Genomic DNA, 15,537 nt, shown 5'->3' with positions numbered 1-15,537 from the left:
TCTGTTCGCTCACCGTACGATCGATCCACGGGGTGGGGTGCCGCGCGCCACCATGAACGGCCGTTTCCGTTCCGGGGGTTGAGGTCAGTCATGTCCTTCTCTGGTGGTGTCCCATGGTCCGGAGCGTCATGGCAGGTCCATGACGCCCCCCGCCGACCCATGCCGCAACCGCTCATGGTGGCCCGCTGGCTGGTGTACGTATTGTTCGGGGCGACCGTGCTGGGCGGTATCGGCCTGTTCCTCACCGCCGCCTCCCTTGACGCGGTGAACGGCACGCTGCTGGGGCTGCTTGCGTACGCGGCCGCGCCGGGGGCTGTCGGTTGGGTGCTGGCGCGGCGCGTCTGGACCGGTGGGGTCCGGGTGTGGTGGGGCCTGATCGCCGTACAGGCGTGGCTGATCCTCGGTGGCCTGTCCAATATCCGTGACGGTTCGGTTCAGGGTTTCACTCAGCTCTTTCTGCCTGTCGTGATTCTCGGGTTCCTGTGTCAGGAGGAGAGCCGGAAGTGGTTCCGGCTCGCGGAGCGCGAGCGGGCGGAGCGACCCCCCTTCTCGCTGCCCCACATGATCAAGTGGCGGCGGGACCGCGGGCAGACGGCGATGGAATATGTCGGTCTGATCGCTGTGGTCGCGGCGATCATTCTCGCGCTGGCGTTGAGTGGAGTCGGCGGACAGATAACCAACGGCCTCCAGTCGGCGATCTGTTCACTGACGGGGAGCTCGTGCCCGGCCACCGGGGACGGTGGGGAGACGGTTGAGGCGGGCAGCGATACGGAGGATCGGCCCGGCCCGACGACGGATGGCGGCACCGTCACCGGCGGTACGACCGGTGGCGGCACCGGGGGTGACACGGACGACGGCACCAGCGACAGTCCTGGTGGCGGTAACGGTGGCGGTACCGGTGATGGCACCGACAATGGCGCGTCCGGCGGCGGAGAGGACACCGGCTCCACAAGCGAGGCCGGCGATCCTACTGACCCCTATGAGCCGATCGCCACTGATGAGGAGGGGACAGCCGACGACGAGGGCGAGGAAGGGGAGAAGAAGGAGGAATGTTCCGGCTTCTTCGGATGCACCCTCGATCAGCTCGGGCAGGTCGGCGAAGGCCTGTTCGTCGACGGTATCTGGGGCGATGTCACCGACCTGTGGAACACCGTCGTCCACCCCATCGACACCGTCTCCGGCATCGTTGACTACGGGAAATCGCTCGGCGACAAGTGGAGCACGGATTCCAAGGACGCCGGTGACAAGTGGGCCGATGGTGACTACTTCGACGCGCTGACCGACTGGGGCGGCGCCTCGGTCAACACGGGCGTCAAGGTCCTGGACGACATGTTCGTCGGCGAGGAGGTCCGCGAAACCTGGAACCGGGGCGAGGAGACCCAGGCCGTCACCACCGTCATCTGGAATGTCGGTTCGCTCTTCATCCCCGGCTACGACGTGGCCAAGGTCGCCGGAAAGTCCAGCAAACTCGGCAAGCTGGGCAAGCTCGCCCAAGCCATCGCCGATGTAGCCGACAAGGCCAAGGACGCCGCGGGCCGGGCCCGTAAGGCGGCCGGGCTCGGCGACGCCAAGGGGGCCCGTAAGGCGGCCGACGAAGCGCAGGAGCACGCCGACGACGCGGCCGAGAAGGCCGAGGAGCACGGCAGTTGCACCATCGCGCTGGGTGCCGCCAGGCTCGTGCCGTACGAGGGCGCAGGCACCGGCCGTGAGCCCAGCGGCGTGCCCGGCTCCGGCACGGGAATCCTGGCCGCAGGACACGCCGAGTCCCCCCTGATCGTTCTCGCGGCGGGCAAAAAGAAGTGCGAGGGCGAGGAGGCGGACAACGCTCGGGACGCCCAGAAGGAAGCTGACGAAGCCGACCGGGCCGCTGACGGTGCCGAACTCTCCACCGCGGCCGACCGGGCCAAGCAGACCATCCGGGACGCCAGTGACAAGCAGAAGACGCCCAAGTCCGAGCGCTACAGTCTCAACGAGGGCGCGATCGACAAGCTGGCCGCGAGGGCCAAGGACAACCCCGACCTGAGCCGAGGTGAATTCGGCAAGGACGAGCTGGCGTCCGCGCTGGACGATCTCACCGACATGCTCAACGACAAGCGCATCGACACCCAGAGCCGCGGCTCCCTGGGAGGGACCGTCCTCAAGGCCACCGACCGCCACCAGTTGGCCGAAGCCATGGCGGAGGTCCGCGCAGCAAAGCGCGCCGCCGACCTGGACGCCGCCGAGGGCACCAAGGTGTACGCGAGTGTCGGCGCGCAGAAGGGCCGCAAGGCGGTGGACTTCGGCGACGGCAAGCCGGTCGATGTCAGCACCATCGATGACGTCGACGTCGCCTACAAGGGCAAGGACGGCAAGGTCCACGTCGTGGAGGTCAAGAACACAGCCAATGCGACCACTCAGGCGTCCCTCCCTGCTCAGGCCAAGCGGCTGGCCGACTGGGCCAAGGAGAGCGGAGTGACACCGCCGCGAGCGGCCCGCTACCAGATCGAGACCCCCAAGGACTGGGACAAGATCTTCAACGGTTTCCAGAAGGACAAGAAGACCGGTACGACCCCACCAGGCACCCCGGCGCAGACCATCGCTGACAACGGCCTCGGTGTCCGGATCGCCGGTCAGGACGTCACCCCCAAGCAGCTGAAGGACATGGACGCCGCGTGGAACTCCAAGACCGACGCGGAGAAGCAGGCCGCTCGTGACTCCGGCAAGATGAAGGATCCCAAGAGCGCGATGGAATACCTGGGAGTCTCGTGATGACTACGGAAGACGATGGCGAGGAGCCCTTGCTTCCCGAGGTCGTACGCGCCCTGCCGTACTCGTGGGACCTCGGCTTCATCTGGCCCCCGGAAACGGAGGAGAGCCAGGAGAACCTCGCCTACGCGCGAGCCGTGCTCGAAGCCTGCCTTCCCCCGGCTCCCCTCGCCGCGCCCGAACCTCCCCCCGAAGTGATTCTGAAGTTCCTGGGCCAGGACGCGTCCTGGCCCGAATGGACCGAGATCAGGCACGTGTTGCGGGAGCGCATGCCGTACGCCCGCTGCGTGACGCGTGAACGCATGGCCGAGGCCGAGGCGGAGTGCGCCCGCAGAGGCTTCGACACCACGGACTTCACCGAACGGTGGACCGTCCGCATCTCTGCCTGGATCGCCGAACAGGTCCTGTACTGGTGCGGGCTCATGGTCGATGACACCGCGGCGATCACTCCATGGGTCATGGAGCTTGCCGAGCGGTGCGCGCAGCGAGGCATGGCCGCCGAGCAGGCCGTGTGGGCACTCCGCAACACCGCCGAGGTCCCGCAGAGCCGCGAGGCCCTGGCCCGGCTGGCCGCGGACGAGGCGCTGCCTCCCGAGATCCGTGAACTGGCTGCGCAGGAGCTCGCCTGAGCGGTGACTCCCCACGGCGAGGCCAGGAGGGCGAACGCGTGCTCGTGCGTCGGGCCTCGGACCGAGGTGCAGACGCTCGTCGCGCGGGGAGCCGACGACGTGTGGGCCATGGGGATCGAGTACGGCCCGTACACCGGGACCAGATACGCCCCTCCGGGCGACCGTCCCTGCGCTCTGCACTGGGACGGGAAGCGGTGGAGCAAGTCGGATGCACTTCCTGCGGGGATCCTCGACGCCAAGAGGGTGCGCGGCGAGGACGTTCGCCGAGGGCCTGTTTGCTCATGATGCAAACAGGCCCGGGGCGCCGTGAGCGGGCGTGCGCACTCAGCTCACGTTGAGCGTGGTGTCGTCGATGACGAACGACGTCTGCAGCGTGGACCCTTCGGTTCCGGTGAACTTGACCGTCACCGTCTGCCCGGCGTAGGCGCCGAGACTGAAGCTGCGCTGGGTGTAGCCGCCTGCCGCGTTGAGGTTGGAGTACGTGGCAAGGGTGGACAGAACCGTGCCGCTGCTGTTCACGACCTGGGCCTTGAGTGTGTCGTAGGACGTGGTCGTGGTCGTCTCCGCCGTGTCGATGTGAAGGTAGAAGCTGAGGGTGGCGGCGCAGCCGGCCGGAATGGTCACCGGCTGGGAGAGCGTGTCGGTGTGGGTGGTCCCGTATCCGCTCAGCCACGCCTTGTAGGAGCCGGTGCGGGCGGCCTCGCCGCTGTCGTCGGTGATGACCCCGCTGGTGGCGGACCAGGCGGAACTGCCCGACTCGAAGCCGGGGTTGCCGAGCAGTTGCGCCGGCGTGCAGGTGGTGCCACCCCCGCCGCCGGTCGCCCCGGAGAGCCATTCGGTCGCGTTGAGAGCCAGGGCGGCATCGGTGCCGGCGGGGTCGTTCCAGCCGTCGTACAGGGTGTTGCCGGACTGGCCGGTGCCGTCGTCGATCGGCGAGCTGTCGCCCCAGAACGCGACCCGGCCGCTGCCGAAGCTGCTGGTGGCGAAGAAGGCGCCGGTGTTGCCGGAGTAACCGGTCCGGTAGACGAGGCCCTTGACGGCGGGGTTGTCGGCCGGCTTGAGGGTGGCGGTCGTGCCGCTGCGGATGATGCTGCCGCCGACCGTGCCGAAGGAACCGTGCAGGACGGCGTTCGAGGAGTCGTTGATGGCTTTGGGGTCGTCGGTGCTGATGCTCAGCGAGTCGACGGAGAAGCCGAACGGGTCCGTGCTGTCGACGCTGTTGTTGGTCATCAGGTCGTTGATCACCTCGACCGCGTCGTAGCCGTCGTTGTTGCGGTCGGCGCCGGTGTGGTCGGAAACCAGGAAAAGGCCTCCACCGTTCTTCACGAAGTTCATCACGGCCGCCTTCTCGGCCGAGGACAGCAGGACGTTCGGCTCCGGGAGGACGAAGGTGTCGAAATTCTGCAGGTCCAGGGCCGAAGCGGTGCCGTAGGTGATGCTGTTGCCCGAAGGGAGCGTCTTCAGCGAGTAGGCGCCGGTCTTCTGCAGGGCCACGCCCCAGGAGGAGATCGCCCCCGTCCAGTCGGTCTCCGCCGAGGGCGTCGCATCCTGGCCAAGCGGGTCCGGCTGACTGGTACCGATGATCCAGTCGGCGTTGCCGGCGGTCTCGGCCTTGGAGTTGTCGAAGAGGACACGGTGGGGAGTGGCGGCCGCGGCAGTCGCCGGTGCGCTGCCGCCCGGTGCGGGCGCCGCGGGGGCGGGGGCCGCCTGGACGGCGGCGCCCGCGACGAGGGCACCGAGGAGAGCCAGGACTCCGGCGACGCGGCGGTGGGACCTACTGGATCCGAGCATCCGTCATACCTCCGTGAAGGTGGGGGGAGAGGCGGTGCGGGCGCTGATTCTTCGCGCGTAGAAAGGCATCGGCCGGAAGGCTGGAACACGCTTGGTTGAACGGTACATGGCGAGACGGGCGAGGGAACAGGGCGCGTCCGCACCGGCACAGGACCTTCAGCGTGGATCCACCCAGCCGTGTCGGACGGCGTAACCGCCGAGCTGCATCCGGGTCCGAACTCCGGCTATGTCCATGAGATGGCGCAGGCGCCGGTGCAGCGTGCGCGGTGAAAGACCGAGCTGTGTCGCGGCCGTCGGGTCGGTCAGGCCGGCCAGCAGCAGCGCGAGGATCTTTCGGTCGAGGTCGGTCGGTCCTTCCGCACCGAGCTCGACGGTGGTTCCGGCTTCTTTGCCGGTGTCCGACAGCTCGAGCGGGTGGGCGGTGCGCCATACCGTCTCGAACAGTGCGTCCAGCGCATCCAACAGGCCGCTGCGGTGCAGCAGCACGGCGCCGGGCTCTCCGGCCGCTGTGACCGCGAGCGGGACAAGGCCGAGGTCGGCGTCGGCCAGCACGAGTTTCATCGGCAGCTGGTCGGCGACACGCAGTTGCACGCCGTTGCGCAGTGAATCGATCGCATCGGTGATGATGCCCGGCTCTGCCAGCACGGCCCGGTCCAGGACCGCCCGGAAGCGCACGCCGCGCCCGATGGCCGCGGGTTCGGCCGTGTTCTCGTCGGGCGGCACGGCGAGGAACGGTGCGGTGATGAAGCTGCGGACCTCCGTGCGGGCTGCCTGCTGCACCTGCAGGAAGCGATGACGGATGGCGTCGACGCCCGTGACGACCTCGATCAGATCGTTGATGCTGCTCCCGGTCATCGCCGCCCGGTGTTCCTCGGCGAAGGTCACCAGTGCCTGCTCAGCCGTCCGCAGCCCGTCCCGGCGCTGGCTGATGAGAGCGCCGAGCGCCATGGCCGGCGGCGCGGCGGTGAACTGTTCATCCGCCGACCTGATCACCAGTCCCCACCCGACCAGGCGGGACAGGGCCTTGTCGACGTCGGCCTGCGCTATGACGAGCAGATCCGACAGCAGCATCGCGGTGGAGTCGGGCCGTCCGAGCAGCGCCCGGTAGACGCGCTCGTCATCGGGTTCGAGACCCAGAACATCCAGCATCGGCGATGGCCCCCCTTCCCCTTGCCGCAGCGGGGAGAGTATGCGCCACGGTGGCAGGCCCTGAATAGTTCCTGCTGGGAGCAGGTGCGACGGGAAGGGCCCCGGAGAGTCGCCTCCCCGGGGCCCGACAGTGCGGTTCATCGCAGGCCGTACGCCCGGATGATCTCGTTCTTGACGCTGAAGCCGCTGTCCGTCCCGGCGCTCGCGCGGACCGAGAGGAAGCCGCCGCGCTTCCTGTCCGTCCTGAACGAACCCGTCCAGTAGCCGTGGGCGCCCTTGGTCAGCGTCACCTTCTGCCAGGTGGCGCCGTCGTCGTACGAGACGTCCAGCTTCACCTTGGTGACGTTGCCCGGCACGGTACCGAGGTCCATCGACACCGGCTTGAGCGCGATCTTCTGGGTCGCATTGGCCTTGACGTCGCCGTGCAGGTCCGACTCCAGCTTGTAGTTCAGGTTCAGCACCGAGAACGGCTCGAAGAAGTCCGAGTCGACGGTGTCGGACATGAACGTCCACTCGGTGTGGGTGCGCGTCGACAGCCGGAAGACGTCACCGGGCCGCTCCGCGTCGAGGACGGCGCGGTAGGGAAGATTGCCCGCCGGCACCTCGATCCACTGCATGTCCGTGCTGTACGGGTTTTCGTGGATCAGCTTGTCGCCCTGGAAGACCTGCAGGTGGGTCGGCGTCCGACCCCAGTCCAGGAAGCCGCCCAGCCGCATGTTGTCGCTGGCGGAGGCCCATGCCTGCACGTTCCAGGTCATGTAGTTCTGCCAGCGGGAGTTGTACACGCCGAAGGACTCGCTCTGGCCGGGCCGGGTCGCCGGAGCGAACCAGTCCAGACGGGTGGTGCTGCCCTTGGCATACGTGTTGTCGCCCGACACCATCACCCACGGCAGGTCTCCGTCGACGCCCTGCGCGTGGAACTCCCTCCAGACCTGGCCCGGGGTCACCCATTCGGTGCGGGTGCCCGGGTGCCACTCGGCTTCGGGGAGGTTGAACGACGGGCTGAGGGTGAAGTCGGACCGGTAGCCTTCCGCCGACCCGCCGTCCGTGGCCGAGTAGTAGCGGGCATCGATCCGGGCGAGGTCACCCCTGGTCGGCTTGTAGACGAGGGCCCGGTCCGGCACCTTGCCCGGGTAGTCCCGGGTCAGGTCGTAGACGAACGGCGTGTACTCGGTCTGCCTCGCGGTCAGCTTCAAGCTGCCGGCCTTGGCCATCGAGACAAGGGTCCTGCCCGCGTCGCGGTGCACGGTGGCGACCGGGATGGTCGACTCGCCGACGTACTCCATCAGGGCACCGACACCGTCGTTGACCACGATCAGCGCCTTCGCGCCGGCCGCGGCCGCGGCCTCGGTGCGCTCCTGCGGCGAGACCTCGTCGCTGCGCCCGATGACGACGACCTTGCCCTTGGCCTTCACCTTCTTGTATGCGGCCGCCGCGCCGTTGCCCGCGTAGACGGCGTCCAGCCTGTCCGTGGCGGTGCCCAGGGCGCTGCCCGCCTGCACCAGTGTCTCGAAGCGGAGCCGTCCGCCCGGCGTGCTCAGGCTGAGCAGTGGCTCGCCCTTGCGCCAGCGGGTGGTCAGCAGGAACTCGCCCTGCTTCATCGGCTTCGTCGGCGCGACGTAGACGTCGTCGTACGTCGGCGGCAGCACGTACGCGCTGCGGTAGTCCATGAACGGGTCGAGGCCCTTGTAGTGGACGTTGAAGTCGACCTTGCGCTGGCGGTCCTCGGTGCGCTGCGGCGCCTCGGTCTGCAGCAGGCGTGCCTTGCGCGCGTCCAGCACCACGTCCGCGGAGCCGTCCTTGAGCACGGTCTCCGGGGCGACCAGCACGGCCAGACCCGAGCGGTCCGCCTTCTCGCCGGCCACGTCGATGTACCCCGCGACGGTGTACAGGCCGGGTGCCATGCGCATGGTGGTCGAGCCGTCGACGTAGACCGACCACGGCCAGGAGTCGCCGGCCAGGTTGACCGTGACCCAGCCGGCAGCGGGCTTGCCGTCCCGGCCGACCAGCTTGATGTTCAGGTCGTAGCGCTCCTCCTCCTTGAGCAGCGCCACGGACGTGCGGGTCACCGGCTTCCCGGTGGCCGCGTCGGTGCCTATCACGTAGCCGACGTGCCGGCCGGCCGAGGCGGCTTGCGGGTCACCGGTCACCACGACGGTGGCGGTGCCGCCCGCAGGGACGGTCACCGTGGTGGCTCCCAGCGTGAACGGGCCGCCGTCGTCGGTCAGCGCCAGGTTCAGCGTGACGTCGGCGGAACCGGTGTTGGTGAAGGTCAGGTCCTTCTTGACGGCGACGTCGCTCGGCTCGTGCGGCCATGTGTAGTTGCCGAAGAAGAGTGATCCGGTGCCGCGGACCGTGGTGCGCACGGCGGCGGCCACGTCGACACGGCCGGTACCGACCTCGTACGGCGAGTACCCGTCGGCCAGGCCCTTCGCGGTGCTCATCAGGTGTTCCTTGAGCTGCGCGCCGGTCCAGTCCGGGTGCTGCTGGGCCAGGATCGCCGCCGCGCCGACCACGTGCGGGGTGGCCATCGAGGTGCCGCTGAGGGTGCGGTAGAGGCCCTCACCGCCGTCGGTCATCTCCTGCGAACGGGCCGCGGTGATGTCCACGCCGGGTGCCGCGATGTCCGGCTTCATGCCGCCGGAGCCGGCCAGCGGGCCGGTGCTGGAGAAGGACGCGAGCTGGTCCTGCTTGTCCGTGGCGGCCACGGTCAGCGCCGAGGCGGCCGCGCCCGGGGCGGAGATGCTCTCCGGGCCCGCATTGCCGGCGGCGATGACGAACAGGGTGCCGTACTGCTCGGACAGCGCGTCGACCGTCTGCGACATCGGGTCGCTGCCGTCCGTCGGGTAGGTGTCGCCGAGGCTCATGTTGACGACGTCCGCACCGGATTCGGCGGCCCACTGCATGCCGGCCATGACCCAGGAGTCCTGGCCGTAGCCCTCCGCGCCGCCGAGCACCTTGCCGACGAACAGGTCGGCGCCGGGGGCGACGCCCTTGTTGTCGCTCCCGGAGGCGGCGCCCGAACCGACGATCGTGCCGGCCACATGCGTGCCGTGCCCGTTGACGTCGGTGATGGCCTCACCCGGCACGAAGCTGGCCGTGCCGTCGATCACGCCGGCGAAGTCGGGGTGGTTGACGTCGATGCCGGTGTCGAGCACCGCGACCTTGACGCCCTTGCCGGTGTACCCGGCCGCCCAGGCCTCGGGCGCGCCGATCAGCGGCACGCTCTCCTTGAGGTTGACCTTCACGCGACCGTCGAGCCACAGCTTCGCCACACCCGCGCCCAACTTCGCGCTGCCCTGCGGCGCGACGGTGGTCCAGAAGGTGCGGGCCTGCTGCTTCTCGGTGCTGAGCACGGCACCGCGGATGCCCTTGAGCTTGCGGGTCAGCTTGCTGCCGCGAGGGGCCGTCGGCTCGACGGCCGAGCGGGACTTCGGCTGGGCGTACGTCGCGATCAGCGGCACCGCGGCCGACTTCGCGTCGTCGTAGCCCATTTCGATCAGGTCGGTGACGTTGAACAGCCGCCGGTCCAGCTTGTCCGTGCCCAGCAGCGGTACAGCCTCGTCCGGGATGACGAACAGGTCACCCTTGATCTCCTGGATCTTTACGCCGCCGACGGCGCTGTCCGGCCGGTCGACGTCGGCGGTCTGCTTGCCGTCGGCCATCGTGGTGACCGTGACGACGTCGCCGGTGACCAGGGTGACCTTGTGGGTCGCCGAGGGTTCGGCGGGAACGGTGGGCTTGCTCGGAGCGGCTTGTGCGGGCGCTTGCAGAACTGCGAGCCCCGACGCCAGCAGCGGCACCGCGGTGGCGGCCGAGAGCAGCTGCCAGCGTCTGCGCCTGAAGGCGGAGGATAGTGAGGGGGAGAACATGCCATGGGTCTATCGGCCGGTAACGCCGACGAGAAGGCCTGATGACGGCAAGTCCTTGCCATGGCGCGGACTTGCCAGACGTGAACCGCTCGAATCCGGGCAAGGGCACACTTTCCGCACCTGAGTTCGAGTCGGCGGTTGCAGCGCGAAGCCCTTGGTGGCCTCGTGCCGCCGGACTCAACTGCCGGGTGTGAGCCCGAGCGTGTCGAGCACCCCGTACACCCCGAGGAACAGGATCGCCGCGCTGCTCAGGACGAGGGCGGCGGTCAGCCAGGGGTCGGCGCGGAAGCGGGGCGGGACGCCGGTGCAGCGCAGGCGCCGGACCACCGGTCGAGATCGCCCCGCCCGCGGGGACGAGCCGCGAGATCCTGCGGCCCGGTACGCGCACCGGCCCCGGGCGTACGTGACGCCCGGGGCCGGTGGACCGTCCTGCCCGTCCGCTACCTGGTCGAGGTCCGCACCGCGTCCAGGTCCGGTCGCGGTACTGCGGTCCCGGCCCTCGGAGCGGCCGTGCCGGTGTCGCTCGCGTCGCGCTGCGCCGAGAGCGCCGTCTGCTGCGCCGGGGCGAGACCGTTGTAGTACGGGCGGTAGTCCACCAGTGAGCTGCTCGCGCTGATGGCGGAGGCCGCCGCGGTCAGCTCGGTCGAGGAGACCGACCCCGTCCCGCCGAAGGCGATGACGGAACTGACCCCGGCCGCCTGCTGGCGCAGGTAGGTCGCGTCCGTCTCCGGCAGGGTCGTCTCGTCGGTCCACAGGACCGGGCCGTAGGAGAGCATGCCGGCGCTCGCCGAGACGCCGCCGCGCCAGCTGTCCGACCAGGCCAGGCCCACCTGGTACGGGGAGCTCCACCAGAAGCGGGCGAGCGCGACGGAGGTGCCGTCGTGGCCGCTGCCGCTGATCGGGTAGTACGTCCAGCTGTCGGGCCAGTTGGAGAGCTGCGTGTGCGTGAGCGCGTACTTCGCGGAGGCGCCGACCGGGATGACCATGGTCTGGTCGGGGTCGAGTGAGTTGAGGTACGACTTCACCGACGACGACAGCGTGTTGCCCTCGTTGAGGACGACCGTGCCCTTGCCGCCGTAGCCGAGCGATCCGGCCGCCGCGGAGGCCGCGAGTGCCGAGTGGTAGTCGGTGCCGGTGGCGACGAACACGTACTCCGGGGCGCTGGTGACCGCCTTGGCGACCGCCACGGACGTGGAGTAGCGCGAGGTTCCCGCCAGCCGCTTGGGTGTGAAGCCGAGCGAGCTGACCTTGCTCGCCACCGTGCTGGAGAGGATGTCCGTGCCGCCCACCAGGTAGACCGTGGCGCCGGGCTTCAGCGTGCGCTTCAGCTCGGTCTGCACGGCGCTCGACAGCGAGGTCTTCGACGTCATCAGCAGGGGGCCCTGCTTCTGGCCGGCGAGCGACTGCCCGGTCAGGGCGTAGGACGGGCTGTCCTTACTGATGAGGACGGCCGTCCGCGCGTCGATCAGGCCGAGCTCGCTCCGGCCGACCGTGTTCCACGTCCAGCGGGACGAGGCCACGTTGGTGGCCGAGGAGTCGGCGCCCCAGACCCGGCCGACGCTCTGGCGGCGCAGCGGCTGCCAGGCGATGTCGGTGGTCGAAGAGGTGCCCGGCGGCTGTGGCACCGGGGTGACCTCGCCGGTGGCTACGTCCACGATGCGGGTGGTCGACGCGTCCTCGTCGGTGCCGTTGTTGACGGCGATGCGCGTGCCGCTGGGGGACCATGCCGGGGTCTCCGCGCCGTCGGTGAAGGTGAGCTGGCGCTCCCCCGTGCCGTCGACGTTGATGACGAACACCCGGCGGAGACCGTCGGCCTCGCGGACGAAGGCGACCTGGGTGCCGTCGGGCGAGATCGCGGGGTCGTCGCCGTTGTCGGTCAGCTCTGTGAATCCGCCGGTGGTGTCGTCGTAGACCCAGATGGCCGACCTGGCGGTCGGCGGGCTGCAGGTGTCGCCGGTGCGCACGAATGCGATCAGGCCGTTGACGGACGCGCTCGGCTGGCGGTCGCAGCCGTCCTCCGCCGTGGAGAACAGCGGCTGGGCGTAGCGGGAGCCGTCCGAGGGGGCGTAGCGGAGGCGGCCGCCGCCGGAGTAGACGACCGTGTTGCCGGTGTACAGGAACGTCGGGTCGCTCACCCCACTCATGGAGTCCTGTGCACGGATCTTGACCAGGGTGGAGCCGGTGTACCGCCGAGTCTCGACCCGGCCGTCCTTCACGTACGCGACCCGGCTGCCGTCGGGCGACCAGGCCGGCTGGCTTCCTGCGGCGACGAAGTCGGTGTAGGTGCCGCTGCCGAGCTGGTGCGTCTGCAGGACGTTGCGTGCGCCGTTGAGGAACATCAGCTTGCCGTCCGTGGCCTGCCACGTCACGGGGTCTGCCGCAGCCGCGCCCGGCGCGGTGGCCATGCCCGCCGCCACGGCGACGGCGGTGCCCAGTGCCGCGAGCACGCGGCGTCTGTGAATCTTCATGTGCCCCCACAAGAGTGATGAAAGGCTGCCGTTCGCCTCCCCGGCGCGGAACGGAACCTCACGTTCCCCTACGACAGCTGCGTCACTGTAGCGGCACACGTGATCAGAAAGGAACAGCTTTCTCACGGACGGCCCGGACCGCCGAACCACCGGGCACCGAGCCTTCGGCGTTGCAGCGGATGGTCGTCGCGCGGTGGCAGCGTGATCTTCCTCATCGAGGAGTGGCCCTGCTGCCCCGGTTCATTGAGTCCTCAATGGGGTGGGAGGGACTGTTCGGCCCAGATGGTCTTGCCGCTCTGGCTGTAGCGGGTGCCCCACTGGTGGGCGAGTTGGGAGACGATGAACAGCCCGCGACCTCCCTCGTCCACGACCGGCGCGTGCCGCAGATGGGGTGCGGAGCTGCCGGCGTCCGTCATTTCGCAGGTAAGTGTGCGCTCCAGGATGAGGCGCAGTCGCACGGGCGGAGCTCCGTAGTGCACGGCGTTCGTGGCCAGTTCACTGACGATCAGCTCTGCGGTGAAGACGGATTCCTCGTCCAGCCCCCAGTCGGTGAGGCGGCGCCGGGCAAGGGCTCGGGCTTCGCCGGGGGCTGTCGCGTCGGGGGTGAGCTGCCAGGTGGCCACGTGGTCGGGGGCGATGCCGGAGGTACGGGACAGGAGAAGCGCGGCGTCGCCTCGTGGGGGATCGTTTCCCAGTGCGTAGACGACGTCGTCGCACAGGGACTGCAGGGAGCGGTCGGACCGGCTCAGGACGCTCCGGAGCAGGCCCGGATCCGTCTCCGCCCCGGCCTCCGGGAGCAGGGTTGCGGTGTAGAAGGCGAGGATGCTGCCCTCGGCGAGTTTGAGGCTCGTGGAAGCCCTGGGCACGTCCTCGGCGCATCCCAGCAGGGGGCTCGCCGGGACGTCGCAGACGTGGGTCGTGCCGTCCGGCTGGACGAGGATCGGTGCGGGGTGCCCCGCACGGGCGATGGTGCAGATGCGGGTGATGGGGTCGTAGACCCCGTAGATGCAACTTGCGGTCAGTGTCTCGTCGTGCAGCGGATCGGCGGGTGGGAGCGCCGCACGTTCCTCGGCCAGGCGGCCGGTGGTGTCGTGCAGTCTGGCGAGGAGTTCGTCGGGCTCCAGGTCGAGTGCGGCCAGTGCGTGGATTGCGGTGCGCAGCTGCCCCATGGTGGTGGCGGCAGAGATTCCCTGTCCGTTCGCGTTGCCGGTGACCAGTGCTGTGCGGGCGCCGGGCAGGGCGATGGTGTCGAACCAGCTCGCACCCAGGTCCGCGGGGAGGCGGAGCCACGCAGTGTCGACGGCTGTCCGTGGACCGGGGCTCTGGGGCAGGAGCCGGCGCTGGGTCGTGGCGGCGATGGTCCGCTCGCGGGTGAAGCGGCGGGCGTTGTCGATGCACAGCGCGGTGTGGGCGGCCAGTTCGAGGGAGAGGGCGACGTCGTCCTCGCGGTAGGGCTCGGTCTGTCCGCACCGGTACAGGCTCATCAGCCCCAGCACCGTGCCGCGGAGGGTCAGCGGCGCCGTGATGAGCGAATGCGCTCCCGACGCGCGGACGGCCTCGGCGCGTGGCGGATCCGCCGCCAGCCAGGCACTGTCGGCAGTCAGTTTCACGAGCCGGGGACGCAGGTCGGACAGAGCTTGCCCGAACGGGGTCCCGTAGGGCGCGGTGCGTACATCGCCGACCGGATGCACGGGCTCCGCGACACGGCTGCGGAAGGCAGCACGGCGTAGGGGCACATCCCGGCTGAGCGGACCGATCGGGGGGTCCTCACCCCGTACGACGTCATCCACTACCTCGACCACGAGGATGTCGGCGTACTCAGGCACCAGGACCTCCGCTGCCTCCTGGCAGGTGGTGACCACGTCGAGGGTCCGGCCGACGGATTCGCGCACACGGGCGAGGACGGCGCTGTGCGCGTGCGCCCGCTCCCGCTCGGTCACCTCGACCGTGGATATCGCGAGTCCGAGGACTGCCCCTCGGGTGTCCTGAAGCCGGTAGGTGGATACGGAGAACACTTGTTCCCCGCCGTGATCGGCGGTAAAGCGAGTGCGCACCAAGCGGTCGAGCGCCGGCACGCCTTGCTCCAGGACGCGGCGGGCCACGCATTCCTCGGTCGCAGGGTCCGAGAGGGGGTACACCTCCACGAGTCGCCGACCCAGGAGTCCCTCGGGCGGCACTCCGTGCAAGACACGTGTGGCCGTATTTGTGCGCACAATCCGGAGTTCGCGGTCGAGGATGTGCAAGCCGATGGGTGACTCGGTGAACAGGGCCTCGATCAGGCTCTCGCTCATGCCGTCCGCAGGGGTCCCGCCCGGGTGTTCCGACGGCTGCCGCCCGATTTCCCAGGCCACGGCGCCGTCTCGCAGCACCGGCCGCACCCACAGCGCGCACGTTGCCGTGCGGCCCTCCCGGCTGCTCAGCTGCAGCTCTTCCCCGCCATGACTGCCCTTGCCGACCGTGAAGAGTCCTGTCGCCGGAAGACCCAGCACCTCGGACGCGGGGAGGCCCAGCAAGGAGGCGGCCTCATGACTCCACTCCGTGATCACACCGGAACCATCGATGATCATGAGTGCGTCGCCCCTCACGGCCCAGGCACCTCCGTCGGCCGTCGCGGCGGTCACTCATCCTGACAGCGGCTGACCGCCCCGAGTCTTCGTTGATCCCGCAGGTGAGGTGGTCGCCTCCGTCCTGAGGAGCACTCGGCGCCGGATCGACGCCCGTTTTCAGTGTGCCGCGATGCGCTCGACGCGGCGACACCGAGCGGTACGGGGCCACGCCGGCCGCTGCGCCGCGACCGGTACTTGGACACCGGCGTAGCGTGACGTTGCCGGTGGCATAGTTGATGCACAGTTGCCTCTTACCGACACCGGCCCGGGCCTCCGG

The 15,537-nt window shown here is 69.5% G+C and carries 8 protein-coding genes; 2 read left to right on the top strand and 6 right to left on the bottom strand.

The genetic code is table 11. The annotated features are described in order from the left end of the window. The first annotated feature begins 159 nt into the window (after positions 1-159). Together OHA88_RS19555 and OHA88_RS19550 are read left to right on the top strand one after the other, a co-directional pair. Positions 160-2,748 (top strand): Flp family type IVb pilin, encoded by a 2,589-nt coding sequence (locus OHA88_RS19555; protein WP_328626479.1) that lies wholly within the window; start codon positions 160-162, stop codon positions 2,746-2,748. Next, positions 2,748-3,374, top strand: coding sequence for a hypothetical protein (locus OHA88_RS19550; protein ID WP_328626478.1), 627 nt, complete (start codon positions 2,748-2,750; stop codon positions 3,372-3,374). The genes OHA88_RS19555 and OHA88_RS19550 overlap by 1 nt, the downstream gene beginning before the upstream one ends. A 324-nt stretch (positions 3,375-3,698) precedes the next feature. Here the strand turns inward: OHA88_RS19550 and OHA88_RS19545 are convergent, their stop codons facing one another. From OHA88_RS19545 to OHA88_RS19520, 6 genes are all read right to left on the bottom strand, one after another. Continuing rightward, entirely contained in the window at positions 3,699-5,165 is a 1,467-nt protein-coding gene (locus OHA88_RS19545; protein WP_328626477.1) for a hydrolase, read from the bottom strand. Positions 5,166-5,321: 156 nt separating this feature from the next. Further along, positions 5,322-6,314 carry a helix-turn-helix transcriptional regulator gene (locus tag OHA88_RS19540; RefSeq protein ID WP_328626476.1) on the bottom strand — a complete coding sequence of 331 codons (993 nt, stop codon included), beginning with the start codon at positions 6,312-6,314 and terminating at the stop codon, positions 5,322-5,324. Between the two features lie 137 nt (positions 6,315-6,451). Next, positions 6,452-10,186: a S8 family peptidase gene (locus tag OHA88_RS19535; RefSeq protein WP_328626475.1), complete on the bottom strand. Its 3,735-nt coding sequence runs from the start codon at positions 10,184-10,186 to the stop codon at positions 6,452-6,454. Positions 10,187-10,363: 177 nt separating this feature from the next. Then, positions 10,364-10,513 carry a hypothetical protein gene (locus tag OHA88_RS19530; RefSeq protein WP_328626474.1) on the bottom strand — a complete coding sequence of 50 codons (150 nt, stop codon included), beginning with the start codon at positions 10,511-10,513 and terminating at the stop codon, positions 10,364-10,366. Positions 10,514-10,626: 113 nt separating this feature from the next. After that, positions 10,627-12,654, bottom strand: a complete 2,028-nt coding sequence (locus tag OHA88_RS19525; RefSeq protein ID WP_328626473.1) for a cell wall-binding repeat-containing protein — start codon at positions 12,652-12,654, stop codon at positions 10,627-10,629. Between the two features lie 251 nt (positions 12,655-12,905). Continuing rightward, the gene (locus OHA88_RS19520) at positions 12,906-15,239 is read right to left on the bottom strand and encodes a SpoIIE family protein phosphatase (protein WP_328626472.1); all 2,334 of its coding nucleotides are present in this window, start codon (positions 15,237-15,239) and stop codon (positions 12,906-12,908) included. Between the last annotated feature and the right edge of the window lie 298 nt (positions 15,240-15,537).

It is taken from the genome of Streptomyces sp. NBC_00353 (genome assembly GCF_036108815.1).
Lineage (GTDB): Bacteria > Actinomycetota > Actinomycetes > Streptomycetales > Streptomycetaceae > Streptomyces.
The sequence above is the reverse complement of the archived record's forward strand: the minus strand, read 5'-3'. Positions and strand labels throughout refer to the sequence as shown.

What these genes read in the sequence shown, in the direction of transcription:
- OHA88_RS19555 (WP_328626479.1), top strand. Translation starts at nt 160, where the DNA reads ATGCCGCAACCGCTCATGGTGGCCCGCTGGCTGGTGTACGTATTGTTC.
- OHA88_RS19550 (WP_328626478.1), top strand. Translation starts at nt 2,748, where the DNA reads ATGACTACGGAAGACGATGGCGAGGAGCCCTTGCTTCCCGAGGTCGTA.
- OHA88_RS19545 (WP_328626477.1), bottom strand. Translation starts at nt 5,165, where the DNA reads ATGCTCGGATCCAGTAGGTCCCACCGCCGCGTCGCCGGAGTCCTGGCT.
- OHA88_RS19540 (WP_328626476.1), bottom strand. Translation starts at nt 6,314, where the DNA reads ATGCTGGATGTTCTGGGTCTCGAACCCGATGACGAGCGCGTCTACCGG.
- OHA88_RS19535 (WP_328626475.1), bottom strand. Translation starts at nt 10,186, where the DNA reads ATGTTCTCCCCCTCACTATCCTCCGCCTTCAGGCGCAGACGCTGGCAG.
- OHA88_RS19525 (WP_328626473.1), bottom strand. Translation starts at nt 12,654, where the DNA reads ATGAAGATTCACAGACGCCGCGTGCTCGCGGCACTGGGCACCGCCGTC.